Source organism: Celeribacter indicus (assembly GCF_000819565.1).
GTDB lineage: Bacteria > Pseudomonadota > Alphaproteobacteria > Rhodobacterales > Rhodobacteraceae > Celeribacter > Celeribacter indicus.
The window spans coordinates 2748240-2771646 of record NZ_CP004393.1 but is presented as its reverse complement, the minus strand read 5'-3'; the positions used below and the strand labels follow the sequence as shown (position 1 = coordinate 2771646).

Below are 23407 nucleotides of genomic sequence, written 5' to 3'. Positions count from 1 at the left end.
GGGCATATTTGTTGTGCCCGCAGGTGCGCGTTGCGGGGCTTTGCCCGGCGGATCGCTCTGTATTCAGATCATTCGAGCGCTGTGACCTGGCCTCCAGAACCACTGTCGCACCACCGCCCATCAAGCGGTCAGGTCGCATGACCGTCATGCCGTGTACAGGGGGCGGAGAGTCACGCGGCGGCTCCAGTTCCAACTTCACCATGTCCCCGTCATCCCATCAAGGCACGTGCCATGGGTTCGGTCCCATCTCCGGCCTGTAACGCAATTCCTCTGTTGATGCTGCGGTAAGGGTTGGCCGGGCGAAGCATCTGCAAGGGGAGATCCGGCACCTGTCGGATGCAAGACACCACCCCCGCTTCCATTCGCTAACCTTGGTCTGATCCGTCTCTTTGACAATCAACCCATGAAGGGTCGGCTTACGCATGCGTGCCGCCCTCGGGGCTTCGGAGCCAGTCCGAACGCCCGAGGGTGAGTGCAGATCCGGTCAGACACGTCGGGCGCCTGGTCAGCGCGGGGGATGGTCCCCCGCCTCCAGTGACAGGAGCCAATCCCGATGTCCTATGCAGATGCCACCGCTTTCGCCGCCAGCCTCGCCACCACTCTGATGGTCGTGATCGTCGTGTTCCAAGCCGGGGACGGAACCCACGGCGCCATGCCGGCCGATGAGTTCGACGGCGACGAAGACATGGTGAAGCTGGAACTGGATCCTTTTGAATGAAGCGCACAAGCGCCTCATTCACCCCCTCTGGCGCATTGCCCCCGGACGTCGGCGCCGCGGCCTCTCAAGGCGCCTGGAGTTGCCTGCATCAGAACCGCTGAGCCACCTATGATCCAGGCTCGATTTTCAGAGCGCTCTCAGGCTGTTGCAAAGGTCCTGGGCAACAGCTCCGATGAGGGGGCGTTGACGGTCACGAGGCCTTTCGCGGCCTGGGTTGCTGCCAAGCAGATAGGGGATAGAGGAGGGACTCGGGCATTCCAATGCGTCCCCCGCGCCGTTTCCTGACAGTTGGAAATGCGGTCGTGTTGCTGCTATTGATGCCTCGTATTTTCAGTGAAAGGGCAGAGGCATGAGTCTGGGTGACCGGATTGAATTTGCAGGCGGTTCTTATGAGGTGCGAGGCATGGTGGACGGACGATACGTCGTCCGGATCCGAAATCGGGACCGCAACAAGGAAGTATACAAGGTTTGGACCGAAAGCGAGCGGAACGATTTTGATAAGGTGCAGAAAAATCGCGCCGACAACGCCGACAGGGACGCGCAAATATACGAACGCAACCTTGCCGGAGAAACGATGAAAAGCCTGGCGCGGGAATTCAGCTTGAGCCCCACCAGCATCGGGCGGATCTGCGCCAAACAGGCACAAAAAGAAAAATCTGGGAACATCCGTCAGTCAAGGACCCGATAACCTCCGTCACGTTCCCATTTCACGATATCAGAGTCTTTTGGAACATCCATATCGTAATAGCTGAACTCAGATGCCTGCTTGATCCACTTATATTGTGCGCGGGTGAACCTCAGCATCATGAGGTTTTCCCGAATTTCCAAATGGATCTGCTTGATATTGGCATTGCGTGCGAAGGCCGCAGATACGAATTCCACTGTGCGATAGCCCGCACCGATAGTCCGGGCGCTGCCGTCCGCTTCCCAAAGTTGCTGGCGCATCGCCGGGCCGTAAGCGTCTCGCATGATGGGCAGCAGCTCCATCTGTTTGCGGACAAGCAACTGCCGGAACTTCTGGCGCTTCTGCCGGGCTTCATCGTTCAGATCCAGCGCGTTGCCTTCCTCATACAGCAATGCCCATGCACCGATGAGCAACAGGCCGGTGTTGATGGTGGCAACGTCGCCGGTATACTTCGATGCCTGCACGCCGGGGATAGAGGCCATCTCCCGGTCCAATTGCTCGATATAGCTGGCAACCTTAGCTGCCTGTTCGGCTTGGCGTGTTGCCGCAACTTCCTCCGCCCGCGCCGCGGCTGCGGCTTCAGCCTCAGCTTTTCGGGCGGCGTCCGCAGCCTCAACCTCGGCCTTGCGCGCCGCTTCTGCCTCAGCGACCTTCGCCGCTTCTATGGCGTAGCGTTCGGGAGCCAGGTCTTCCAACTCCGAAAGCCACTTGGTTTGATCGCGATCTTCAAGTTCTGCCAGATAGGCGGCAGGGTCCGTTGCCCGCAGATCAGCCAGGCGCTGCGTATCCGACACGAGGCCATAGGACGCTGCAGTGGTCAGAAGTCCGACAAAGAACGCGACGGACGCGCTGAATGCGCGGTGCCCCAAGTGAAGTTGGGGGAGAGGTTTGAACACCGCCACCAAAGGTATTGCGAGGAAAACCAGCCCGACCCATACCCCAATTTTCGGCGCAACCGTTGCAAGGATCATGCCCGCGATTGTCAGGGCAACAACAATGCCGAATCCTTTCAGAAAAGCTTTCACTTCGACGCCCCTTTCAGATCACGGGTTATAGAGCGAGAACACCCCGCCTTCGAACAGGTACCAAGCCGACTTCCGCGCCTCGTTCGTGACGAATGGATACATCACATGCCGCTTGGCTGGGTTGCCGCCACCCTCACAAGTGATGCGGTGAACAAAAAGGGTTTCGCTGCTTAGCGTCATTTCCTCGCGAAGCGGCAAGAACAATTCAAATTCGGGATTGGTGAAAAAGGCGTCATTGTCATACGGGGTATAGGAGGAAGACTGACCAGCATAGTCGCAGTTATAGAAAACGCCTTCTGCGTATCCGCGATTGAAGGTCTGAGACTGACCGATGACACTTTGCGGGTCGATAAACCACGCTTCGCCGGTGAAACCGACAACCGACCAACGGATGTCTATGAAGTCAGCCTGCGCTGGGGTGAACAGGAGAGCACCGAATGCGGCGGCCAGGATTGTGGAAACTGGTTTCATAAATATTCTCAGTATTCAAAGGAACGAGGCGATCTCGCGGCATCGGTTTCCATTTCGATGCAGCCTTGAAGGATACTATAAGACCCACCGCTAACCCGCGCGACCTCATCGCAGTAATTGCGCGAAGTGCCGGACAGTTGTGACCAAACGGGTTTCAGGACGTCATAAGCCTGCTGTTCCATATCCATGCAGCCGTTACGGATCATCGCGGATCCACCGCTAACATCCGCGACTTGTTGGCAGTAGCTTGCAACATCGTAACGGGGAATGGTCTGGGCCTGTGCCGGAATGCCAAAGCACGCGAAGGACACCAGAGAAATAAAACCCACTCTGCTCAATATCCGCTCCAAGTAAAATCTACAATATGTGTCCACACCATAGCGCGAACGCAATCATACTATCCAGATGAAACAGGCCTCTTGCCTGCTTCGTCCTGAAGGAGGGGCGCCCCCATTGGTGCCGCCGGACAGAGAGAGGCAGAGAAGGGAGGGGGCTCCGTGACGGATTGAAAGCCGGGGGAGAGGCCTTCGGCGCCCGTCGCGGAGATGTCCCGATGAACGCACTTACTTCCTGTTTTCCGGCCAATGCACTGCCAGCAATGCTCGCAGACGCCGGCCCCTTCAGCCTGATCTGCGTCGGCGAAACCTTGGTTCATGATCCCGACCTCGGCTCCTGGCCAGTCCAGACCACCGTCCTCCTCGGTCGGTTCCGAGAGCTTGACGAGGCCATTGGGTGTGCCGCGCGTCGGGGCCGCCCCGGCGGGCTTCGCGCGGAAGACATGCCGGGTTTCACCCCGAACCTGCTGGTGCTTCAGGACCACCAGCAACGGTTGTGTTTGGCAGGACGGATCACATTGGCCGGCTTGATCTGGTGCGCGCCGGTCGCCTCCGAGGCGGAGGCGCGGCGTGTGGTGCAGAAGGCCTGTCGTCTCCGAGGGCAGGCGATGGCAGCCCAGGATCGGGGCGAATACGAGACAGCGTGTGATCTGCGGCGCGATGCCACCGCTCTCGATGCCCGTCTGGTCGACCCGGCCTGGCGGGGTGTCGTGCAGATCGGTCGGCTTCAGGCCGCCTGATTCCTCATCCGCCTTCCCATCCCCTTCGCCCGGCCCCGCGCCGGGCTTTCTCATTTCAGGAGCCTGATATGGCCGACTATTTCACCCATTTCTCCTGCCTGCTTGACGTGGGTACCCCCGAGAATGCTGCCCGCGCGCTTGATCTCTACAACGCGCTCTCGAATGAGAGCGCCGCTGAAGATCCGCCCTCGGACGGCTTCCTGCTCTCCATTCAGCCCGAGCATGGCGGAACCCAGCTCTGGATGCGTGATGACGTCACAGGCGATCCCGAGCATGTCATCCAGTTCGTCAAACGCTGCGCGAAGGAGTTCGGCCTGACCGGCCTCTGGGGGATGCAATACGCCAATAGCTGCTCGAAGCCGCGTGTGGACGGGTTCGGCGGCGGGGCGCATGTCCTTGATCTCGCCACCGGAGAGACGGTGGACTGGATCTACACGGACGGCTGGCTTGCCATCGTTCTCGACGGAGGCGATCCCTATGCCTGATATTATCGAAACCATCGTCTACCGGTTTGAGGAACTTTCCGAAACGGCACGGGACAAAGCCCGCGCCTGGTATCGCGAGGGGGGCTTCGACGATGACTGGTATGATGCCGTCTATGAGGATTTCCAGCGCATCGCGGAGATCCTCGGCCTCGACCTCAAGACCCACGCCGTCCGGTTGATGGGCGGCGGCACACGGCAAGCCCCCTGCATCTGGTTTCGCGGCTTCTGGAGCCAGGGCGATGGCGCCTGCTTCGAAACCTTCTATGCCTACCGCAAGGGCGCCCCGGGCCGGATCAGGGAATACGCGCCGCAGGACTCCGAGCTGCACCGCATCGCCGATGCCCTGCAGGCGGTCCAGCGGCGTAATTTCTATCAGCTTCGCGCCGAGGCCAGCCGTCGCGGCCATTATTACCACGAATATTGCATGGGGATCTCGGTCGAGCGTGACAGTCCGACATATCAGGACATGACCGCCGATGCCGAGGAAGGCGTGATCGAGGCGTTGCGCGATCTCGCCCGCTGGCTCTACCGCCAGCTCGAGCGCGAATACGATTATCTGTCCTCGGATGACGTTGTCGATGAGGCCATCATCGCCAACGGCTACACTTTCACCGAGGCGGGGCAGCGGTTCGGGTAAGGTGCAACGCCTCAGAACTCGTCCTGCAACTCTGCATAGATAGCTTCGATCCGGTCGGCCTCCCCGTCGGTCAGAGCGGAGAACTCCTTCGCTCTGGCACGTCCGGAGAGTCTGCCACCGTTCTGGTGCAGGAAGCGAAACAGCAGGTCGAGCACGCGGTCGGGCATGTCGATCAGGCCCGAGACGCGGGACTTGAACCCGTCATAGGCACGCAGGAATCGGGTCTCTGCTGGCAGGTCGTGGTCGATTGTCTGGGCCACGCAGGCGAAGAGGAATTCGGCATGGGGCGTTGCATCGAAGAAGCGATAGAAATCGCCGGTGTCGTTCAGAACCTCGACGTTCCCGCGATCGGTTGGGTGCCAGCTGACATTGGGCAGCAGTCGACGCGAATAGCTCTCGAGCACCTGTCGGTAGGCCTCGATCCGTTCGAGGATCACCGCTGACACCGGGAAGACCAGCCCGGGCGGATTGAAGCCGCGTGCAGCAAGCACGTGGTGGATCAGGTAGCGATGGAGGCGCCCGTTGCCGTCCTCGAACGGGTGGATATAGACGAAGCCGAAGGCGAGGCCGGCGGCGGCCAGAACAGGGTCGAGCCCCGGGGCGACGTCGCGGTCGAACGCTTCGAGCCCGGTGATCAGCGCAGGCAGGTCTTCATGCCGGGCGCTGACGTGATCGGGCAGGGGGGCGCCGGTCGCGCGGTCATGCTCGCCAATGAAGCCACCGTCCTGCCGCAGGCCCAGATGGACGAAGCGGGCATCGCCGATGACGATGCGTTGCAGGCGTTCGAGTTCTGCCCGGTCGATCGGATGGCGCCCGGCTTCACCGATGATCTGGCCCCAGCGCCGGATGCGATCCTGGGGCGGGTTCTCGCCTTCGATCTGGAAACTCGACCGTGAATCCTTGAGCAGCAGGAAGGCCGCCGTGCGCGCCAGCAGATCGGCGGGCACCTCGGCCAGCACCGCGCGGGCCTCGGCTGCCAGATCGCGGGCGATGAAGGCTTCGATTGCCGCTGTGCGGAAGATCATCGGGCAAAAATCCGGGGTGCCGGGCAGGTTGTTGCGGACCCGGTGGCGCGGCGAGGGGGCGCCCTCTGCGTCCCATTGGAGCCTGGTATCGACCACGGGCGCGTAATTGCCGCGCGTGGCGTCGGGCAGATCCAATTCTGCGCCGAGGAGCCACTCGTAGAGGAACCAGACCCTGCGCGCGTAGCTGCCCGTCGGGGCGGCCTCGACAATGGCCTGGACCGGCTCTGGGCCGGTTGCCTTGAACAGCCGCTTGAGAACCGTCAGATCCAGCCCCTCGTAGCGCAGCGCGAAGGTCAGATGACCGATGAGGCTCGCCTCGGGTTCATGGCGGGGCGTGTAGAGGCGCCAGCCGTCGGCCGCGTAGACCTTGTGACGTGGGCCGATGGCGGAAAGTGTCCGGGGCAGGGGCGTTGCGAGCGCATAGGCATCGATCAGCGCAGCATAGCCCGCAGGTGTGGCCTCCTCGGGGAGCCAGCGCTCGTGAAAAACGGTTACGGCACCTGAAAACGGATTCCTTTGCGCCTGCTCCATGAAATTCAGATCTCAGCCATGATGATTGGTTTCAGATCTATGTATCTCATGAATATCAATTCTAATCAATTATGCCTCGCGAAAGTTGATGGCGGAGCGCTGTCGCCGTCAAGTCTGCGAGGTTATGGGGCCTATGATGAAGAGTCAGAGAGGTACCGGGACAGGGTGAGTCCGGGTGGTTGAGAGAGAGCGCCGTCCGGGTCCTCCCCGTTCCCGCTCTCCGAGGTTCCCCGACATGAATATCTCATCTCCCGTGACCGATCCGGTCACGCCGCTGGCGGCTGCGCCAGCGATCCTGGCCGCCGCCAATCTCCTCCTTCCCCATCTCGAACGCGGTCAACGCGTCAATACTGCGGACCTCCGCAGTGCCATGGAAAGCGCTTTCGGCGCCTCCGACGCCAGCGGCGCGTGGGACTGGAAGCTCGCCTATGAGGCCTGCGAAGTCGCCACGGTTCTGTTCCTGCGCAAATACGGAAAGGCGCTTTTCCGCAAAGCCGGTTCTCCGGCGTCCCGGCTCGGTCCTCTGGCGAAGATCGCGGGCCTACTGCCGACGCAGACCCGCCGCTCCGAGGAAAGCCAGAGCTTCCAGCAGTTCAGCACGCCTCTGCCTCTCGGTCTTGCCGCGCTGGCGGCGGCCGCGATCACGCCTGATGACGTGGTGCTGGAACCCTCGGCCGGCACCGGCCTGATGGCTATCCTGGCCCAGACCGCGGGCGGTTCGTTGATCCTCAACGAACTCGCCGAGACCCGCGCCGATCTTCTCTCTTCCCTCTTTCCGGCCTTTCCCGTCACCCGGTTCGACGCCGCCCAGATCGACGATCATCTGACCCCGGAGGCTGTGCCGTCGGTGGTGCTGATGAACCCGCCCTTCTCGGTCATGGCCAATGTCGAGGGACGGATGGCGGATGCTTCCCTTCGCCATATTGCCTCGGCGCTGGCCCGGCTTGCTCCTGGCGGACGGCTGGTCACGATCACCGGGGGGAACTTCGGACCGGAAGCACCGGCCTGGCGCGATGCTTTCATGCGCTTGCAGGACCGTGGCCGCGTGGTCTTCACCGCGGCCATCGATGGCGCGGTCTTTTCCAGGCATGGCACCCGCATCGACACGCGGCTGACAGTGATCGACAAGCTGCCCGCCAACGACTCTGCCATCTTCCCGGCCTCACCAGAGATTGCACCCGACGTCAGCACGCTGCTCGGCTGGATCGAAAGCCAGGTTCCGCCGCGCTTGCCGGTCTCGCTCCCGAAGGTCGCTTCTCCCGTGCTGGCGGCTGCCCCGAAGACCGTGCGCGGTTATCTCGCTCGCGCCACAGCGTCCCGACCCGCCGCCGCACCAGCGTCCGATCCCGAGGGGGTGGAGCTCGAGTATGAGACCGTGGACTGGGTGCCGCCCGAGGGCGCGCGGCTGTCGGACGCGATCTATGAGGAATATGCGCTGCAATCGCTGCGCATACCTGGCGCCGCGCCGCACCCGACCAAGCTGGTGCAATCCGCCGCCATGGCCTCGGTCGCACCACCCAGGCCGTCTTACCGCGCCATGCTGCCCGCTGACATCTGCGCGCGTCTGTCGGACGCCCAGCTCGAAACGGTGATCTACACAGGTGAAGCCCATGCCGATCATCTCGCCGGTGCCTGGACCGTGGACGAGCATTTCGACAACGTGCGCGCCGCCGCCGAGGATGCCGCTGGCGCTATCCGCTTCCGCCGGGGTTTTATGCTGGGTGACGGCACCGGCGCCGGCAAGGGCCGTCAGTCGGCCGGGATCATCCTCGACAACTGGCTGCGCGGTCGCCGCAAGGCGGTCTGGATTTCCAAATCCGACAAGCTGATCGAGGACGCGCAACGCGACTGGTCGGCGCTCGGCATGGAGCGACTGCTGGTCACACCTCTGTCACGCTTCCCGCAGGGAAAGCCAATCACGCTGTCGGAAGGCATCCTGTTTACCACCTATGCCACGCTGCGCTCCGATGACCGCGGAGAGAAGGTTTCGCGTGTGAAGCAGATCGTCGAATGGTTGGGCAGGGACTTCGATGGGGTCATCATTTTCGACGAAAGCCATGCCATGCAGAATGCCGGTGGCGGCAAGGGAGACCGCGGCGATATCGCCGCCTCGCAGCAGGGACGCGCGGGCCTGCGGCTCCAGCACGCGCTGCCCGATGCGCGCGTGGTCTATGTCTCGGCGACCGGCGCCACCACGGTTCACAATCTCGCCTATGCGCAGCGCCTCGGCCTCTGGGGCGGCGAGGATTTTCCGTTCCAGACTCGGGCCGAATTCGTCGAGGCGATCGACGCCGGTGGCGTTGCGGCCATGGAAGTGCTGGCCCGCGATCTGCGATCTCTCGGCCTCTATACCGCCCGCTCACTCTCCTATGATGGCGTCGAATATGAACTGATCGAGCATCAGCTCACGGACGAACAGCGCCGCATCTATGACGCTTACGCGGCCGCGTTCGCCGTGATCCATGGAAACCTGGACGCGGCGATGGAGGCGGCCAACATTACCGGCAGTGAAGGCACGCTAAACCGGCAGGCCAAATCCGCAGCGCGGTCGGCCTTCGAGAGCACCAAGCAACGCTTCTTCGGGCATCTGCTGACCTCAATGAAGACGCCGACACTGATCCGCTCGATCGATGCCGATCTCGAGGCGGGCCATGCCGCCGTCATCCAGATCGTCTCCACCGGCGAGGCGCTGATGGAACGGCGGCTGGCAGAAATCCCCACCGACGAATGGAACGACATCTCCGTCGACGTCACGCCACGGGAATATGTCGGCTCGTACTTGCAGCATTCCTTCCCGGTGCAACTCTATGAGCCCTTCACCGACAGCGAAGGCAATTTGTCCTCGCGGCCCGTGTTCCGCGATGGGCAGCCGGTCGAAAGCCGAGAAGCCGTCGTCCGGCGCGATGAGATGCTGGAGCAGCTCGGGTCGCTTCCGCCCGTGCCGGGAGCACTCGACCAGATCGTCCAGCGCTTCGGCACCGACCTGGTGGCCGAGGTTACGGGGCGGTCCCGGCGCATCGTGCGCAAGGGCGATGGTGCATCGGCGCGTCTGGCGGTCGAGAACCGTGCGCCGTCCGCAAACCTGGCAGAGACCTCGGCCTTCATGGATGACCAGAAGCGCATTCTTGTCTTTTCTGATGCCGGGGGCACCGGGCGCAGCTATCACGCGGACCTCTCGGCGCGGAACCAGCGGCTGCGGGTGCACTACCTGCTGGAGCCGGGCTGGAAGGCGGATGCCGCCATTCAGGGGCTCGGGCGCACCAACCGCACCAATCAGGCGCAGCCGCCGCTGTTCCGACCCATCGCCACGGATGTGAAGGCTGAGAAGCGTTTCCTTAGCACGATTGCCCGTCGCCTCGACACCCTGGGCGCGATCACCCGCGGCCAGCGCCAGACAGGTGGTCAGGGACTGCTCCGGCCCGAGGACAATCTGGAATCCGCCTATGCCCGCGATGCGTTGCGCCAGCTCTACCTGTTGATCGTGCGCGGCAAGGTCGAGGGATGCTCGCTCGAACGGTTTGAGTCCGCCACCGGCCTGAAGCTGATGGACAGCAACGGTGTGAAGGACGAACTGCCGCCGATCACCACCTTCCTCAATCGCCTGCTGGCGCTGACCATCGAGTTGCAGGGCATCCTGTTCTCGGCCTTCGAGCAGCTTCTGCAGGCGCGGATCGACGGGGCGATTGCATCCGGCACCTATGACATGGGGCTGGAAACGCTGAAGGCCGAAAGCTTCATCGTCACAGGCCGGCAGGTGATCCACACCCATCCGGGGACTGGCGCGGAAACCCGGCTCCTGACGCTCACCGAGCGCAAACGCAATCAGCCGGTCACGCTCGATGCAGCCCTGGCGGAGCTGGATGATCCGCGGGCGAAGCTGCTCGTGAACGAGCGGTCCGGTCGTGCCGCCGTGCAGATCCCCACCACCAGCGTGATGCTGGACGATGGCGAGATCGAGCGCCGCGTCCGGCTGATCCGGCCGATGGAAGCAATGAACCTGCCCATGCGGGCGATGGGCGAGACCCACTGGGTAGAGGCCGAGCGCGCTGCCTTCGCCTCGGCATGGCAGGCCGAGTTGGACGAAGTGCCGGAGTTCACCGACAGCATCCTGCATATGGTGACCGGGCTCCTGCTGCCGATCTGGAAACGCTTGCCGCAAGACTCCTCCCGCGTCTATCGACTCCAGACCGACGAGGGCGAACGCATCATCGGTCGCCGTGTCTCGTCGGCATGGGCTACCAATGCTTCGACCAGTGGCGTCACCAGCAGCCTGACGCCGGATGCCGCCTATGCCGCGTTGATCGAAGGCCGAACGATCCTTGATCTCACCGAGGGGCTGCAACTGCGCCGCGTCCGCGTCATGGGCGCGAACCGTATCGAACTGACGGGCTTCACCGATACCATGCGCGATCGGTTGCGAACCTATGGTCTCTTCAGCGAGATCATCTCATGGAAACTCCGCTTCTTCGTGCCGGTGGACGCATCGGGGCCGGAGATCATCGGCAAACTGCTCGACCGCTTCCCGGTCGAGCGCATCTCCGAGCGGGGGGCTGCGTGATGGCACGTCTCAACGCTTCCGAGCTGGCGCAGCGTCTCGGCCGACAGGCCGAGGCGGTGTGCCGCCACTATCTCTCGAACGGGCGCAAGCAGGGCAATTACTGGCAGGTTGGGGATGTGCGAAACACGCCCGGTCGTTCGATGTTTGTCCGTCTGACCGGGCCGGAGGCCGGTAAGGGCGCGGCTGGAAAATGGACCGATGCGCAGAGCGGGGAACATGGCGATCTGCTCGACGTGATCGGCGAAAGTCTTGGCCTCATCGACTTCGCCGACATTGCCGAAGAAGCGCGCCGCTTTCTCAGCCTGCCGCATCTTGAACCGGAGCCAAACTCCCGCCGATCCCGAACACCGCCAGCACCATCGGGATCGTCCGAAGTTGCCCGCCGGCTCTGGCGCATGACGCAACCGCTCACCGGCAGTCTCGCAGAGGCGTATTTACGGATACGCGGCATTGCGGATTTACGCGGAACCGCGAACCTGCGGTTCCACCCGACCTGCTACTGGCGCGCGGAGAGCGACGGCCCAACCGAAACCTGGCCGGCCATGATCGCCGCCGTCACCGACCTCGATGGCAGGATCACCGGTGCGCATCGCACCTGGATTCAACGTGACGGCTCTGGGAAAGCGCCGGTCGATCCGCCGAGAAAGGCGATGGGAGATCTGCTCGGAAACGCCGTGCGGTTTGGCGAGGCGCAGGATGTCATGGCAGCGGGCGAGGGGATCGAGACCATCCTCTCGCTGCGGCAGGCATTGCCGATCATGCCGATGGTCTCCGCACTCTCGGCCGGACATCTCGCTGCTATCCTGTTCCCGCCGCATCTGCGCAGGCTCTATATCGTCCGCGACAACGATCCGGCAGGCGACGCGGCACGGGACAGTCTGGTGGACCGGGCCATCGAGGCCGGGATCGAGGCCATCACGCTTTCGCCCATGCTGGGAGATTTCAACGACGATCTCGTGAGCCTCGGCCTGGAGGCGCTTCGGGCGCGGATCCGGGTGCAGATCGCTCCCGAAGACGTCAGACGCTTCATGTCGCGCGCACCATAGCCAGAGAGGGCCGTGATCGAGGATAACCGATCCCGCCATGGGCAAGGGGTGTAGCACCTCGGCAAAAGACCCGCGCCTTGGCCTTCTTGAGAGGGCGAGCGGCCCACAAACGCTCCGGCCCGGCAATGGCGGCGCCCGACTGATTTCCGTCGGCGGCCCGCCACCCCACGCGACAGGTCGCGTGGGGACCCCGTCTCCCCCGCCTTTACAGCGCGAAGCAAATCAGCCGGGCTTTGCCATCAAGGTCCTCGCCTGAGGCTCGGACTGCCAGACCGGAGCGCCCGTGGGCTTGTCGTCGCCATGAAGGCCGCGACGGTCGCGGTCCAGCCGAAGGATACATCCCATGTATGCCCATGACGAATTCGAACCTGATCACAGCACGTCTCCCACCGGCCATGTCATCGAAGCGCTCGAACTCTATGGCTACCGTCCCGCCGAGGGCGAGGCCGATCCCCGGAGCACGCCAGAGGATACCGCCATCCAGGGCGCGGTCGCCGACATCTTCGACGCCCTGATCTCCACCATGGCCGATACCAGCCTTGATTTCGACCTCGACGAAATCATGTGGTCCACCGTCAACACCTTCCACCGCGCGGTCGAGCGGATCGAACGTAAACTCGACGATAACGAGCAGGCTCAGAAGCGCCTTCAGCGCGAACAGGACGGTAGCGAAGTGAAATCCGTCCAGTTGGAGAGCCTGATCGGCATCGGACAAAACCTGATCGAGCGCCGCGACAGCATGGAGACTTTCCGCGATACTGCCGCCGACCTCTTCCTGCGTACCACCGGCACGCCCTGGTCGCCGCGCTCCGGATCACGGCTCAACCATCGCCAGATGACCTCGGCCATGATCGACAGCCGCGACTTCCTCGCCGCCAAGCGACGCGCCGACAATGAGGTGCTCTTGCCCGCCGGGCCGAAGATTGCCTTCTCGGGCGGGGATACCACCGATCACCGGCTGATCTGGGGCAGGCTCGATCAGGTTCATGCCAAGCATCCCGACATGGTGCTCCTGCACGGCGGCAGCCCGAAAGGCGCAGAACGCATTGCGGCCACCTGGGCCGACAACCGGAAGGTGCCGCAGGTTGCCTTTAAGCCCGACTGGACGAGACACGCCAAGGCCGCGCCCTTCAAGCGCAACGACCGGATGCTCGATGCCATGCCGATCGGGGTCATCGTCTTCCCGGGTACCGGCATTCAGGAAAACTTGGCCGACAAGGCCCGCAAGATGGGTATCCCGGTCTACCGCCTCGCGGAGGGCAGCGCGTGAGCGCTGCCTGCAATCCATCGATACCATGCCCGGCAGAACTCTCGCCATGCCGGGCGATTTCATGCTATGTTCGCCTTGCGCCATGGTGGTGGTGGAAGGCGCGACCGTTCCAAGTCAAACGGGAGACTCCACCATGATCGTTCTCGGAATCCTTACATCTTTCGCGGCCATTGCGGGCCTGTGCTGGTTGGTGTTCAACCTCGCGGTCTTCGCCCTGCCGTTCCTCGTCGGACTTCATACCGGCATATGGGCCTATGGAACCGGCGCAGGCTGGTTCGGTGCAATCCTCGTCGGCGGCTTCGCTGCAGGGTTGACGCTTGCCATCGGTCAGGCGCTGATCATGCACGTGCGCCCGCTCTGGGCGCGGTTTGTCATCGCGCTGATCTTCGTGGTGCCGGCGGTGCTCGCTGGCTTCCACGCAACCCTCGGGATCGCCAGGGCCATGATGCCCTCGGAGACCTGGCAGATGATCTTCGCCGTCATCGGCGCTGGCGCTGTAGGCGTTTCCGCCTTTCTTCGCATTGCGGGTTCGGCAGCCGAGCCTTCGGACAGCTCTCCCGTGAGCGCCTGTCACTGCAGGCGATCCGATGAGGCGGGGCCTGATCACTGCTGGACTGTCATCCCAATCCTCAGATTGCCGGTATGGGGCGGTGTGCGGATCGGCATGAGGCCCGCGTCGCGGCCCGTGGCCGTGCGGTGGAGGGGGCGGAGCGTTCGAGCGGCAGACTGCACCTGCGATCGCGGGGGGCACGTCGGGCGGGGCGCCTGGAGAGTGATGCGTATGGCCTGTCGCGGGTGAGCAAACCTGCCGGTGGAAAGGCCGGTCAGGCTGGCGGGCATCCGCGGTTGCCATCGTCTCCGTTCTGACCCGTCCCATGTCCGCTCCATACGGCCCTTTCAATGGCCTGATCTGGCCGAAGATCGGCTACGCCTCGACCGGCTTGGCGCAACAGCGCCGCCATAACTTTCTTCCCCTGGGCTGCGCCCATTCCGCGCGAGACAAGAAAGTTCTGCCTTTGCTGTCCAGCCCCCGGCACGCCGGGGGTGCGCCGCCGGTCGTCTCCGGCCTGTCGATCGCCATCGGGCCGCAATGGTGCGGACCCGGAAACGGAAGACGGAGACTTAAAATGGCAACCATCGGCACTTTCAAGAAGACCGGCAACGAATTCACCGGCGAAATCGTCACCCTCAGCGTCCAGGTCCAGGGCGTGCGCATCGTTCCCGACACCCGCGCCACCGGCGAGAACGCCCCCAGCCACCGGGTCCTGGTGGGCCGCGCCGAGATCGGCGCCGCCTGGTCCAAACGCTCGGGCGAGGGCCGCGACTATCTGGGCCTCAAGCTCGACGATCCGAGCTTCACCGCCCCGATCTACGCCAATCTCTTCGACGACGAAGACGGCGAGAGCTACGCTCTGATCTGGTCCCGCCCCAACGGTCGCCGCGGCGAATAACGCCGTCGCGAGGCCCCGGTCGAAAGGCCGGGGCCGATCGCCGAACAGGGCAACCGAATCAGTTCCCGAAATTTCCGGCGAGAAAGCGAAAACGCGATGTAAACACGTCAGAATTTTGGTGGTGAAATTCTGATAAGCGACTATAATAGTCGTAGTTCTGGCGTTTGCGCCGGGCCGGATGGGAGGTGATCTGCATGATCACCGCCCGACAATCACGGGCCGCGCGGGCGCTTCTTGGCTGGACACAGGAGCAGCTGGCGGATGAGGCCCGGGTATCTTTGACCGCGCTCAAGCGCCTCGAGTCCGAAAGCGGGCTCGAGGTCTATGAGACCACGCGCGATCAGGTCCGACGGGCTTTCGAGGCGAATGGCATTCTGCTCCTGAACTCCGACCAGGGGATAGGAGTGATGCATGTTCAGGCGAAGGCTGCCTCGAAGGCCTGACCTTTCCGGCAGGTTTTGCAGAGAGCCGAATTGCGCTATTGCCGTGCTCACAAAACTGTCAACTGGCTGTGCTAAGGATGTGCAGCAAACGCCGTGGGGATGCGCGTGACGATCAGCAGCTTGCAGGATGTACCGCCGCAGGGGGACGTGGTGACTGAGTATGACCGTCATCACATGGCGCAGTATATGCGTTTGCTCGATGCTGCAGGCGAGGGCGCGAGCTGGCAGGAGGCCGCGCAGATCATTCTAGGTCTCGATGCGCAGACAGAGCCAGAGCGGGTGCGTCTGGTCCATGACGCACATCTTGAACGCGCGCGTTGGTTGAGCTCGGAAGGGTATCGGCAGTTGGCGGCGGGGCGAACCGCCTGAGGAGGTGATGCGTTTCACGCATCACCTGATGCCTTGCGACGGGCTTCCCAAGTGATTGATCTCTTGGAATCCTTTCTTGTGATCAACCCAGGGGAGAGGCGATGCCATGCAACCTGATCGCTCGAATTGGCGTGACCAGGCCGCCTACGACTATCTTGATGATTTGGCTGCGCCGGACCTCGGCTGGGAATGCCTGCGCCGCAATCCCGAATATCAGCATGACTACGCGAAGCTCGCAGGAGAACCCCCGGAGAGGGTTGATCTGAGGGATCAGGTCGGCCGTCGATGGGGGTTGTGCTTTCCCGATCCGGCCCGGGCTGCCCGCCTCCGTTGCGGAGGTGTTCTGGTGTCCGGCGGTCGATACAGGTGTCGTGGTGCTCGTTGCCGCCCCCGAGGCACTGGCCGAAGAGGCAGACGCCCGCGGTAGTGAAATAGTCGCCCCGACGGGCAGGGCGTCCCCCATTGGCAAGCACCTGCGCCACAGGCTGCCGGACGGGACATACCTGCATCTCGTCGCTCCCCTGAAAGACCGTGGTCGGCTTGTGGCCACCGTTCCTCTCGGCCTCGAGGGGCTCGACCGCATCGAAGCAATCCAGCGGCTCCTGGCGGATCAGCATCGACGTCGATCCATCCCCCGCGACACCCGTCTGACCGCGCAGCAGAAAGCGCGCCTGCGGCGTGTCCTTCAAGCCTCCGACGCTGCCTTTCATGGCGCGACCCAAAAGCAGATCGCCGAGGTCCTCTTCCGGACCGGTCGCCTGGACCGCGATGAATGGCAGGTCTCCTCGGCCCGCTTTGCCGTCTCCAGCCTCCTTCGCGAGGGGCGTGACCTGATCGCTGGCGGCTATCGCAAGCTCCTGCGTCACCAGCGCCGCCTCTAGGTCGGCGATCCCGCGCCGCGGTGTGCGGATTTACCCCTGCTACCTTCCCACTGCATCTGACCGGACGCGCTTCGCCATCGTGACCGTCATCAGCCGCTGTTTCGCGGCACTGGTCACACACAGTAGGGAGACTCCCGATGTCCGCTATCTCAACCGAACTTCCCCCGCGCTATCTGCGCACCAAGGAAGCCGCCCAGTTCCTGAGCCTGTCGGCTCGGACGCTGGAGAAGCACCGGACCTACGGCACCGGTCCCGCCTACCACAAGCTGGGCGGACGCGTGGTCTATGCGATCGAGGACCTGCAGGCTTGGGTCGGACGCGGCGCTGTCACCTCGACTTCCGACCCGCGCGGGCAGGTGCTGCCAGCGAAACGCCACACGCTCCCGAACCTCCCGCAGCCCGGCCGCTTCGTGCGCTGACCTGGGGGCGACACCTTCATGACCGATGGACGCAGACCCCGTTCCGAGCGTGGACAGCTCGATCTGTTCCGCGCGTTGCCCGGTGACTTCGCCCCCAGAGATGCGCAGGACCTCATGGCCTATCCCTTCTTTTCCCTCGCCAAGTCTAAGCGTGTTGCGCCGATCGACTTTGCCGCTGGCAGCGTCAGCATTCGGGTCGAGGCCGTTCCCGATCACGGTATGGCCACAATCTGGGATGCCGACATCCTGATCTGGGCGGCGAGCCAGATCGTCGAGGCGCGTGACGCGGGGCTGCGCACCTCCCGGCTGATGGCCGCCACCCCATATGAGATCCTCACCTATGTTGGTCGCGGAACCAGTGCGCGGGATTACCAGCGCCTGAAGGCGGCGCTGGATCGTCTGCAGTCGACGACGATCTCCACCTCGATCCGGCAGCCTGCGGAAGGACGCCGCCATCGCTTCTCCTGGATCAACGAATGGCAGGAGCGCAGCGACAGGGAGGGGCGCCCGGACGGCATCGAGTTGATCGTGCCCGACTGGTTCTACCAGGCCGTGCTCGACAATGCGCTCGTCCTCACCATCGACCGGGCGTATTTCGACCTGACCGGCGGGCTTGACCGCTGGCTGTATCGCCTGGTGCGCAAGCATGGTGGCCGACAGCGCGATGGCTGGCGTTTCGACTTCCATCATCTTCACCAGAAGTCCGGGGCGCTGTCCCCCTTCAAGCGCTTCGCCTTCGAGCTTCGCGACATCATCCGGCGGCAGCCGCTGCCGGGCTACACGCTCTTTCTCGAGACTGAGGTTGGTGGACGCAAGCTGCTGGCTTTCGAGCCTACTCCGGGCTGTGGAAAACCTGTGAATGGGCTCGTGCTATCGGGAACCCGGGCTATCGTGCTATCGGGAACCAAAGGCTCGTGCTATCAGGAACCCAAACAGGGGGTAACGCACGGAAGCAAAAGCGGAAATCGCCCCCTTAACTTAGAGTCTAACAAAGAGTCTAACTTTGAAGAGCGCGCGCGTGATGTGGAAAACCTCATCCGTGCCACCGCAAAAAGCCTGAGCCAGGCCGGCAAGACGAAGGCAGCCGTCGCCCCATCGGTGCCGGGAACGGCTTCCGATAAGGGCGTCGCAGCAGCCTCCGATCATCCAGATACGCCCCGCCTTCCTCTCGAATTGCCGGGAGGTGGCGAATGATCGTCGCTCTGCTCAATCAGAAGGGTGGCGTCGGCAAGACGACGCTGGCGCTCCATATTGCTGGTGAATTGGCGATACAGGGCAAGCGCGTCACCCTGATCGATGCCGACCCGCAAGGCTCCGCCCTGGACTGGTCGCAGCAACGCGCCCGCGAAGGTCTGCCGCGGCTCTTCGGCACCCTTGGCCTGGCCCGTGACACCCTGCACCGCGAAGTCCCCGAACTTGCCCGCACAGTCGATCATGTCGTTATCGATGGCCCACCGCGTGTTGCCGGGCTCATGCGCTCAGCGCTGCTCACCGCCGATCTGGTGCTGATCCCGGTACAGCCCTCGCCATTCGATGGCTGGGCCTCTGCCGAGATGTTGTCCCTCCTTGCGGAGGCCCGCATGTATCGGCCGGAACTTGTCGCCCGCTTCCTGCTCAACCGCTGCGGCGCGCGCACCGTCATCGCCCGGGACACCGCCGAGGCGCTGGCGGATCACAATCCTCCTGTGCTTGCCAGCACGATTGGTCAGCGCGTCGTCTTTGCAGATGCGGCGCAAACCGGTCGCCTCGCCAGTGACATCGACCGTCAATCGCCTGCTGCCCGAGAGATCGCGGCGCTGACGTCTGAGATCGGGCGCCTCGGTCTTGGGAAGGTGGCGGTATGACCGGGCGCAATGACAAGCGTGGTTTCGCCGCGCGGCCAGTCGATGCCGAGACCTGGATCAAGGCTGGCGAGGCGCCATCCGCACACGGTCGCGCGGCGGCGATCTATACGGCCCGGCTCACCATCGACATCACCCCGGACCTGCGCGGTCGCATCAAGGTCGCAGCTTTCAGCCGCGGCGTCACTGTCGCTGACATGCTGCGCGAGTTGCTCGGGCGCGAATACCCGGAACCCGAAGGAGAACCTCAATGACCGGCTTTGTGATCCCTGACGTGACGGGAGACGGACCTTTCGACGCCCATTCCCGCGGCGCGCTGACGCGCGTGGAACTGACCTGGGTGGAGAAGCGGATCGAGTTCTGGATCAGGTTCGGCCAGGAGGCCGGAACGCAGATCCTCGACCGCAGCCGCCGCATCGTCTTCTTCCGTCCCGGCGCCGTGTTTGGCTTCGTCCGCTGGGCGGCGAATGACTACGGAACCGTTGTTTCGCGCATCGACATTCTGCGCGCGATCGCGCCTGGTAGCGCCTGTCAGACGCTGCCCTTCGTACGCCCCGGTGGCGAGATTTTGTTGAAGATCGAAGGCTGGCCCAAGGTCGAGAAGGTCCTCCGCCATGTCGATGCCATCGAGGGTCTCGGCATCGATCCGGCCGACGTCGATCCCGATCACTGGCGCCATGTCGCCCACTGGATGAAGGCGGGCGAAGCGCCGCGACCCTATGCGGCGGAACGCCATGCCGCATGGCTCCGGCGCCGGGAGATCGGAAAATGACCCGTGCCCGCTACATCATGGTGACGGTTGCGGCGCTTGCCGCCGTCATCGCCGGCAGCATTCCGACTGCGCCACGGCTGGTCTGGAACGCCTCGGCCAGCGTGCCGATTGGTTTCTACACCATCGCGCCGGTGGACCGGCTCGCGGTGCCAGATCTGGTCGTGGTCATGCCGCCCGAACCCTTTGCAGGTTTCATGGTTGCGCGCGGCTATGTCGGTCGCGATGTGCCGATCCTGAAACACGTCATCGGGCTGCCGGGACAACGGGTCTGCCGTGACGGTGCTGCGATCACCGTCGATGGCAGACACCTGGGGGAGGCGCGAGAGCGCGACAGCCAGGGCCGTGATCTTCCCGTCTGGCAGGGCTGCCGCACCATCGCGGAGGGCGAGGTCTTTCTGATGAACCCGGCGGTCTCTGACAGCTTCGATGGCCGCTACTTCGGTCCGTTCCCCACCTCGGCAGTGATCGGCCGGGCCAGTCCACTGTTCACCGACGAGGGTGGCGATGGCCGCCTCGTCTGGCGCGCGCCGGATCGGTGACGGCGCGCTCATGGCGGGACGTGCGAGCGGCCTGCCTCCCATTTACCGCATGAGGAAGGAGCCTCCAATGCCACAGATCGGCCAATTCACCCGCACCTCGTCTGGCTATGCCGGACAACTGCGTACGCTCTCTCTCGACCTGGAACTGACCTTCGTTCCCACAGACAATGTCGATTCAGAGAAAGCTCCCGCCTATCGCATCCATCTCGGTGACGAGGAGGGCCCGGAGGTTGGCGCGGGCTGGAAACACACCGGCGAAACCGCAGGGGCATTCGTCTCGGTCCTGCTCGATGATCCGGTTTTCCGGCATCCGATCCGCGCCCGCCTGTTCCAGTCGGATGAGGCGGGCAGGGCGTGGGGGTTGCACTGGACCCGCCCGAAGACGCGCGACGAGCGGGACGGACAATGACAATGTCCTGCACCCGTCCCGCCTCGGGGAGAGGTGGCATCTGCCGCCGCATACTCCTTCTTCTTTCCGGCCTCCTCATCCCGGTCACCGCCACGCAGCCGCTCTTGGCGCAAACCGGTGTGCCCGAACACGCAATCGCCGCGCATCCCTACGCCGCCCAAGTCACCGAGGCATCGCAGCGCTTCGGCATTCCGACGACATGGATCATGGCCGTGATGCGGGTAGAGAGCGCGGGCGATCTTCGCGCGGTTTCTTCTGCTGGCGCGATGGGGCTGATGCAGGTCATGCCCGACACCTGGGCCGGGCTGCGCATCCGTCATGGTCTTGGCCAAGACCCTTTCGAGCCGCATGACAACATCCTCGCGGGGACGGCCTATCTGCGCGAGATGTGGGACCGCTATGGCAATGTCGCGGCGATGCTGGCGGCATATAATGCCGGTCCCGCCCGCTACGAAGACTACCGACTGGCGGATCGTCCGTTGCCGGCCGAGACGCGCGCCTATGTCGCTGCGCTTGCGCCCGCGCTGCTTGGCGAGCGGCCATCGGGCACCGTTATTACTGTAGCCCGGCCGCTCGATTGGCGTGAGGCGGCGATCTTCATCAGCCGCGACGACGGCGCGTCTGTGTTCGGTTCTGTGTCGCCTCACCGGACGGTCGGCCGCGCTCCTTCACCCGTCCCGGCGGTGCCACAGCCGGGCCTGGCCCCGCAGCCTGAGGGCCTCTTCGTCAGGCGAGAAACTGGTGAGGCCCGGCCATGACCTGCGCGACGACACTTCGCATTCCGTCGTACTCGGGCGTGCTTCTGAGGGGACGGGCGGTGGCGGCAGGCACCACGACCGAAGGATGGCAGGATAAAAGGGCGCACGGTGCGCGGTGGTTGGGCGGTTGTTTTTGTTCATGTTTTTGCTGCGATCCGCACCGTGTGGCGCGTGTTCGCACCGTGCGAGATGTGCCTAAGTTTGTGAAAATGATCGCTGTTTCGCACTGTGTGGGGACCTCCCATGCCCGATGATCGCGAGTTCCGCATCCGTCCGGGGCGTATCCGCTCGACACGGGTGCAGCAGGGCCGGCCCTTTGTCGCACAGGCCCTGGCTGCGGCGAAAAAGGCCGGGGGTGGTGTGTCGCGGGCCGGGCGCGTCACCCCGAGCAATCGGTCCCGCTTCGGGCGTGGTCAGCGCGCCAGCATTCAGGCCAACCGCCTCATCACCGCTCGCACGCGCGGCGCGGTGATCAAGGCGCGTGTGGTGCGGCACAGCGGGACGTCCGCGCCTCTCGGAGCCCACCTCGATTACCTGCGCCGGGATGGCGTGACCCGGGATGGGGAGAAGGCCAGGCTCTTCGGGCCGGGAACGGAGGATGCCGATGGCCGGGCCTTCGCCGGGCGGTGTCGCGATGACCGTCATCATTTCCGCTTCATCGTCTCGCCCGACGACGCGCCGGACATGTCTGATCTGCAATCCTTCACCCGCGATCTCGTCGGGCGAATGGAGCAGGATCTCGGCACGTCTCTTGATTGGGTCGGCGTCGATCACTGGAACACCGCCCATCCGCATGTCCATCTGATCGTTCGGGGTGCGCGCGACGACGGCGAGGATCTCGTGATCTCGCGGGACTACATCAAGGAGGGGATGCGCGACAGGGCACGCGATCTCATCACCCAGGAACTGGGCCCACGCAGTGATCTCGACATCCGCCGGTCGCTTGAGCGACAGATCGGGGCCGAGCGCTGGACGCAGCTCGATCGTCAATTGCTCCGGGATGCCGGGCGTTCGCGCATCCTCGATATGGCGCCGGATGCGGATCGGCAGCCGGATGTGTTTCACGCGCTGAAGGTCGGGCGGTTGCGAAAGCTGGAAGTGCTCGGCGTCGCCGACCAGATCGGACAGTCGCAATGGCACATCAGGGACGATGCCGAGGCGGTCCTGCGCGAGATGGGGGAACGTGGCGACATCATCAAGCGGATGCATCGGGCGCTGACGGACCGGGGGATCGAGCGCGGGTCCTCGAGTTACGTCCTTGCCGCGGAGAGCCTCGATGTTCCCGTCATCGGTCGTCTGGTCCAGCGGGGTCTCGATGACGAGCTGAAGGGGACAGCCTATGCCGTCGTCGATGGTGTCGATGGCCGGAGCCACCATATCCGTCTGCCCCATCTCGACGCCGCCGGCGACAGTGCCCCGGGCTCGATCGTGGAGCTCCGCACCTATGACGATGTGCGCGGCCAGCGTCGTGTCGCGCTAGCGGCTCGGTCCGACCTGGATCTCGCTGCGCAGGTGACCGCGTCCGGGGCGACCTGGCTCGACCGGCAGGCAATCGCGCGCGACCCGCTCGCCTTGTCGGACCAGGGCTTCGGTGCCGAGGTCCGGGAGGCCCTGGAAGCCCGGGCCGAGCACCTGGTCACGGAAGGGCTAGGAGAGCGGCGGGACGGCAGGGTGGTCTTTGCCCGGCGCCTGCTCGGAACCTTGCGCGACCGGGAGCTGCAGGCGGTTGGCACGCAGCTCGCAGCGGAAACCGGGTTGCCGTTCGGCAAGGCGGGGGCGGGTGACTACGTCAGCGGCATCTATCGCCAGCGTCTCGTGCTGGCTTCGGGCCGTTTTGCCATGATCGAGGGCTTTGGAGCTGACGGCGCGCTCGGCTTCCAGTTGGTGCCCTGGTCTCCGTCTCTCGAAAAGCACCTCGGCCGGGATGTCACCGGCGTCGCGCGCGGGGACAGCGGAGTGGACTGGGACTTTGGCCGCAAGCGCGGTCTTGGCCTTTGAT

Annotated in this window: 27 protein-coding genes; 23 read left to right on the top strand and 4 right to left on the bottom strand. The window is 64.0% G+C overall.

Annotation, left to right across the window (positions count from 1 at the left end):
• The first annotated feature begins 553 nt into the window (after positions 1 to 553).
• Positions 554 to 718 (top strand): hypothetical protein, encoded by a 165-nt coding sequence (locus P73_RS26190; protein ID WP_139267035.1) that lies wholly within the window; start codon positions 554 to 556, stop codon positions 716 to 718.
• Between the two features lie 349 nt (positions 719 to 1067).
• Positions 1068 to 1406, top strand: coding sequence for a hypothetical protein (locus tag P73_RS25670; protein ID WP_139267034.1), 339 nt, complete (start codon positions 1068 to 1070; stop codon positions 1404 to 1406).
• Here P73_RS25670 and P73_RS13955 read toward each other — a convergent pair.
• Genes P73_RS13955 through P73_RS25050 form a run of 3 tightly spaced genes read right to left on the bottom strand, consistent with a single transcriptional unit; the run spans position 1388 to position 3228 of the window.
• Positions 1388 to 2428 (bottom strand): hypothetical protein, encoded by a 1041-nt coding sequence (locus P73_RS13955; RefSeq protein WP_139267033.1) that lies wholly within the window; start codon positions 2426 to 2428, stop codon positions 1388 to 1390. The two genes, P73_RS25670 and P73_RS13955, sit on opposite strands and share 19 nt — an antisense overlap.
• 18 nt (positions 2429 to 2446) lie before the next feature.
• Positions 2447 to 2899 carry a hypothetical protein gene (locus P73_RS13950; protein ID WP_043870037.1) on the bottom strand — a complete coding sequence of 151 codons (453 nt, stop codon included), beginning with the start codon at positions 2897 to 2899 and terminating at the stop codon, positions 2447 to 2449.
• Between the two features lie 8 nt (positions 2900 to 2907).
• Positions 2908 to 3228 carry a hypothetical protein gene (locus P73_RS25050; protein WP_174446927.1) on the bottom strand — a complete coding sequence of 107 codons (321 nt, stop codon included), beginning with the start codon at positions 3226 to 3228 and terminating at the stop codon, positions 2908 to 2910.
• A gap of 224 nt (positions 3229 to 3452) precedes the next feature.
• Between P73_RS25050 and P73_RS13945 the strand changes: the two genes are divergently transcribed.
• From P73_RS13945 to P73_RS13935, 3 genes are all read left to right on the top strand, one after another.
• Positions 3453 to 3974, top strand: a complete 522-nt coding sequence (locus P73_RS13945) for a hypothetical protein (protein WP_043870036.1) — start codon at positions 3453 to 3455, stop codon at positions 3972 to 3974.
• A gap of 68 nt (positions 3975 to 4042) precedes the next feature.
• Complete coding sequence (locus tag P73_RS13940; protein WP_043870035.1) at positions 4043 to 4459, top strand: hypothetical protein; 417 nt, start codon at positions 4043 to 4045, stop codon at positions 4457 to 4459.
• The gene (locus P73_RS13935; RefSeq protein WP_043870034.1) at positions 4452 to 5096 is read left to right on the top strand and encodes a hypothetical protein; all 645 of its coding nucleotides are present in this window, start codon (positions 4452 to 4454) and stop codon (positions 5094 to 5096) included. The genes P73_RS13940 and P73_RS13935 overlap by 8 nt, the downstream gene beginning before the upstream one ends.
• A gap of 11 nt (positions 5097 to 5107) precedes the next feature.
• On the opposite strand, the gene P73_RS13930 is transcribed toward P73_RS13935, so the two are convergent.
• Positions 5108 to 6652: a Fic family protein gene (locus P73_RS13930; RefSeq protein ID WP_043870033.1), complete on the bottom strand. Its 1545-nt coding sequence runs from the start codon at positions 6650 to 6652 to the stop codon at positions 5108 to 5110.
• Between the two features lie 235 nt (positions 6653 to 6887).
• On the opposite strand from P73_RS13930, the gene P73_RS13925 reads away from it, so the two are divergent.
• From P73_RS13925 to P73_RS13845, 18 genes are all read left to right on the top strand, one after another.
• Positions 6888 to 11210, top strand: coding sequence for a strawberry notch family protein (locus tag P73_RS13925; RefSeq protein WP_043870032.1), 4323 nt, complete (start codon positions 6888 to 6890; stop codon positions 11208 to 11210).
• Positions 11210 to 12256 carry a DUF7146 domain-containing protein gene (locus P73_RS13920; protein ID WP_043870031.1) on the top strand — a complete coding sequence of 349 codons (1047 nt, stop codon included), beginning with the start codon at positions 11210 to 11212 and terminating at the stop codon, positions 12254 to 12256. The genes P73_RS13925 and P73_RS13920 overlap by 1 nt, the downstream gene beginning before the upstream one ends.
• 343 nt (positions 12257 to 12599) lie before the next feature.
• Entirely contained in the window at positions 12600 to 13526 is a 927-nt protein-coding gene (locus P73_RS13915; protein WP_043870030.1) for a DUF2493 domain-containing protein, read from the top strand.
• 46 nt (positions 13527 to 13572) lie between these two features.
• Positions 13573 to 14325, top strand: a complete 753-nt coding sequence (locus P73_RS26515) for a hypothetical protein (RefSeq protein ID WP_245629170.1) — start codon at positions 13573 to 13575, stop codon at positions 14323 to 14325.
• A gap of 328 nt (positions 14326 to 14653) precedes the next feature.
• Complete coding sequence (locus P73_RS13905) at positions 14654 to 14977, top strand: DUF736 domain-containing protein (RefSeq protein ID WP_009573768.1); 324 nt, start codon at positions 14654 to 14656, stop codon at positions 14975 to 14977.
• 194 nt (positions 14978 to 15171) lie between these two features.
• The gene (locus P73_RS13900) at positions 15172 to 15420 is read left to right on the top strand and encodes a helix-turn-helix domain-containing protein (protein WP_009573769.1); all 249 of its coding nucleotides are present in this window, start codon (positions 15172 to 15174) and stop codon (positions 15418 to 15420) included.
• Positions 15421 to 15519: 99 nt separating this feature from the next.
• Positions 15520 to 15789 (top strand): DNA -binding domain-containing protein, encoded by a 270-nt coding sequence (locus P73_RS13895; RefSeq protein WP_043870029.1) that lies wholly within the window; start codon positions 15520 to 15522, stop codon positions 15787 to 15789.
• A 106-nt stretch (positions 15790 to 15895) separates the two neighbouring features.
• Positions 15896 to 16216 (top strand): transcriptional regulator domain-containing protein, encoded by a 321-nt coding sequence (locus P73_RS26765; RefSeq protein WP_074743007.1) that lies wholly within the window; start codon positions 15896 to 15898, stop codon positions 16214 to 16216.
• On the top strand, positions 16164 to 16670 hold the full coding sequence (locus P73_RS13890; RefSeq protein ID WP_245629169.1) for a DUF2285 domain-containing protein: 507 nt from the start codon (positions 16164 to 16166) through the stop codon (positions 16668 to 16670). The genes P73_RS26765 and P73_RS13890 overlap by 53 nt, the downstream gene beginning before the upstream one ends.
• 137 nt (positions 16671 to 16807) lie before the next feature.
• The gene (locus tag P73_RS13885; protein WP_009573772.1) at positions 16808 to 17089 is read left to right on the top strand and encodes a helix-turn-helix transcriptional regulator; all 282 of its coding nucleotides are present in this window, start codon (positions 16808 to 16810) and stop codon (positions 17087 to 17089) included.
• A gap of 114 nt (positions 17090 to 17203) precedes the next feature.
• Positions 17204 to 18283 (top strand): replication initiator protein A, encoded by a 1080-nt coding sequence (locus P73_RS13880; protein WP_437438330.1) that lies wholly within the window; start codon positions 17204 to 17206, stop codon positions 18281 to 18283.
• Entirely contained in the window at positions 18280 to 18933 is a 654-nt protein-coding gene (gene parA, locus P73_RS13875; protein WP_043870026.1) for a ParA family partition ATPase, read from the top strand. Before P73_RS13880 ends, parA begins: the two co-directional genes overlap by 4 nt.
• A complete protein-coding gene (locus P73_RS13870; RefSeq protein ID WP_043870025.1) occupies positions 18930 to 19184 on the top strand; it encodes a ribbon-helix-helix protein in 255 nt (84 codons plus the stop codon). Before parA ends, P73_RS13870 begins: the two co-directional genes overlap by 4 nt.
• On the top strand, positions 19181 to 19702 hold the full coding sequence (locus tag P73_RS13865) for a DUF2840 domain-containing protein (RefSeq protein ID WP_052453276.1): 522 nt from the start codon (positions 19181 to 19183) through the stop codon (positions 19700 to 19702). Before P73_RS13870 ends, P73_RS13865 begins: the two co-directional genes overlap by 4 nt.
• On the top strand, positions 19699 to 20241 hold the full coding sequence (locus P73_RS13860) for a S26 family signal peptidase (protein ID WP_043870024.1): 543 nt from the start codon (positions 19699 to 19701) through the stop codon (positions 20239 to 20241). The genes P73_RS13865 and P73_RS13860 overlap by 4 nt, the downstream gene beginning before the upstream one ends.
• 67 nt (positions 20242 to 20308) lie before the next feature.
• On the top strand, positions 20309 to 20650 hold the full coding sequence (locus tag P73_RS13855) for a DUF736 domain-containing protein (RefSeq protein WP_043870023.1): 342 nt from the start codon (positions 20309 to 20311) through the stop codon (positions 20648 to 20650).
• The gene (locus P73_RS13850) at positions 20647 to 21408 is read left to right on the top strand and encodes a lytic transglycosylase domain-containing protein (protein WP_052453275.1); all 762 of its coding nucleotides are present in this window, start codon (positions 20647 to 20649) and stop codon (positions 21406 to 21408) included. Before P73_RS13855 ends, P73_RS13850 begins: the two co-directional genes overlap by 4 nt.
• Before the next feature lie 243 nt (positions 21409 to 21651).
• On the top strand, positions 21652 to 23406 hold the full coding sequence (locus tag P73_RS13845) for a relaxase/mobilization nuclease domain-containing protein (protein WP_043870022.1): 1755 nt from the start codon (positions 21652 to 21654) through the stop codon (positions 23404 to 23406).
• The last annotated feature ends 1 nt before the right edge of the window (position 23407 follow it).

Excerpts from the sequence above, each read along its gene's own strand:
- P73_RS26190 (WP_139267035.1), top strand. The coding sequence starts at position 554 with ATGTCCTATGCAGATGCCACCGCTTTCGCCGCCAGCCTCGCCACCACT.
- P73_RS25670 (WP_139267034.1), top strand. The coding sequence starts at position 1,068 with ATGAGTCTGGGTGACCGGATTGAATTTGCAGGCGGTTCTTATGAGGTG.
- P73_RS13950 (WP_043870037.1), bottom strand. The coding sequence starts at position 2,899 with ATGAAACCAGTTTCCACAATCCTGGCCGCCGCATTCGGTGCTCTCCTG.
- P73_RS13945 (WP_043870036.1), top strand. The coding sequence starts at position 3,453 with ATGAACGCACTTACTTCCTGTTTTCCGGCCAATGCACTGCCAGCAATG.
- P73_RS13940 (WP_043870035.1), top strand. The coding sequence starts at position 4,043 with ATGGCCGACTATTTCACCCATTTCTCCTGCCTGCTTGACGTGGGTACC.
- P73_RS13935 (WP_043870034.1), top strand. The coding sequence starts at position 4,452 with ATGCCTGATATTATCGAAACCATCGTCTACCGGTTTGAGGAACTTTCC.
- P73_RS13930 (WP_043870033.1), bottom strand. The coding sequence starts at position 6,652 with ATGGAGCAGGCGCAAAGGAATCCGTTTTCAGGTGCCGTAACCGTTTTT.
- P73_RS13925 (WP_043870032.1), top strand. The coding sequence starts at position 6,888 with ATGAATATCTCATCTCCCGTGACCGATCCGGTCACGCCGCTGGCGGCT.
- P73_RS13920 (WP_043870031.1), top strand. The coding sequence starts at position 11,210 with ATGGCACGTCTCAACGCTTCCGAGCTGGCGCAGCGTCTCGGCCGACAG.
- P73_RS13915 (WP_043870030.1), top strand. The coding sequence starts at position 12,600 with ATGTATGCCCATGACGAATTCGAACCTGATCACAGCACGTCTCCCACC.
- P73_RS26515 (WP_245629170.1), top strand. The coding sequence starts at position 13,573 with ATGCCGGGCGATTTCATGCTATGTTCGCCTTGCGCCATGGTGGTGGTG.
- P73_RS13905 (WP_009573768.1), top strand. The coding sequence starts at position 14,654 with ATGGCAACCATCGGCACTTTCAAGAAGACCGGCAACGAATTCACCGGC.
- P73_RS13900 (WP_009573769.1), top strand. The coding sequence starts at position 15,172 with ATGATCACCGCCCGACAATCACGGGCCGCGCGGGCGCTTCTTGGCTGG.
- P73_RS13895 (WP_043870029.1), top strand. The coding sequence starts at position 15,520 with ATGCGCGTGACGATCAGCAGCTTGCAGGATGTACCGCCGCAGGGGGAC.
- P73_RS26765 (WP_074743007.1), top strand. The coding sequence starts at position 15,896 with ATGCAACCTGATCGCTCGAATTGGCGTGACCAGGCCGCCTACGACTAT.
- P73_RS13885 (WP_009573772.1), top strand. The coding sequence starts at position 16,808 with ATGTCCGCTATCTCAACCGAACTTCCCCCGCGCTATCTGCGCACCAAG.
- P73_RS13880 (WP_437438330.1), top strand. The coding sequence starts at position 17,204 with ATGGCCTATCCCTTCTTTTCCCTCGCCAAGTCTAAGCGTGTTGCGCCG.
- parA (WP_043870026.1), top strand. The coding sequence starts at position 18,280 with ATGATCGTCGCTCTGCTCAATCAGAAGGGTGGCGTCGGCAAGACGACG.
- P73_RS13870 (WP_043870025.1), top strand. The coding sequence starts at position 18,930 with ATGACCGGGCGCAATGACAAGCGTGGTTTCGCCGCGCGGCCAGTCGAT.
- P73_RS13865 (WP_052453276.1), top strand. The coding sequence starts at position 19,181 with ATGACCGGCTTTGTGATCCCTGACGTGACGGGAGACGGACCTTTCGAC.
- P73_RS13860 (WP_043870024.1), top strand. The coding sequence starts at position 19,699 with ATGACCCGTGCCCGCTACATCATGGTGACGGTTGCGGCGCTTGCCGCC.
- P73_RS13855 (WP_043870023.1), top strand. The coding sequence starts at position 20,309 with ATGCCACAGATCGGCCAATTCACCCGCACCTCGTCTGGCTATGCCGGA.
- P73_RS13850 (WP_052453275.1), top strand. The coding sequence starts at position 20,647 with ATGACAATGTCCTGCACCCGTCCCGCCTCGGGGAGAGGTGGCATCTGC.
- P73_RS13845 (WP_043870022.1), top strand. The coding sequence starts at position 21,652 with ATGCCCGATGATCGCGAGTTCCGCATCCGTCCGGGGCGTATCCGCTCG.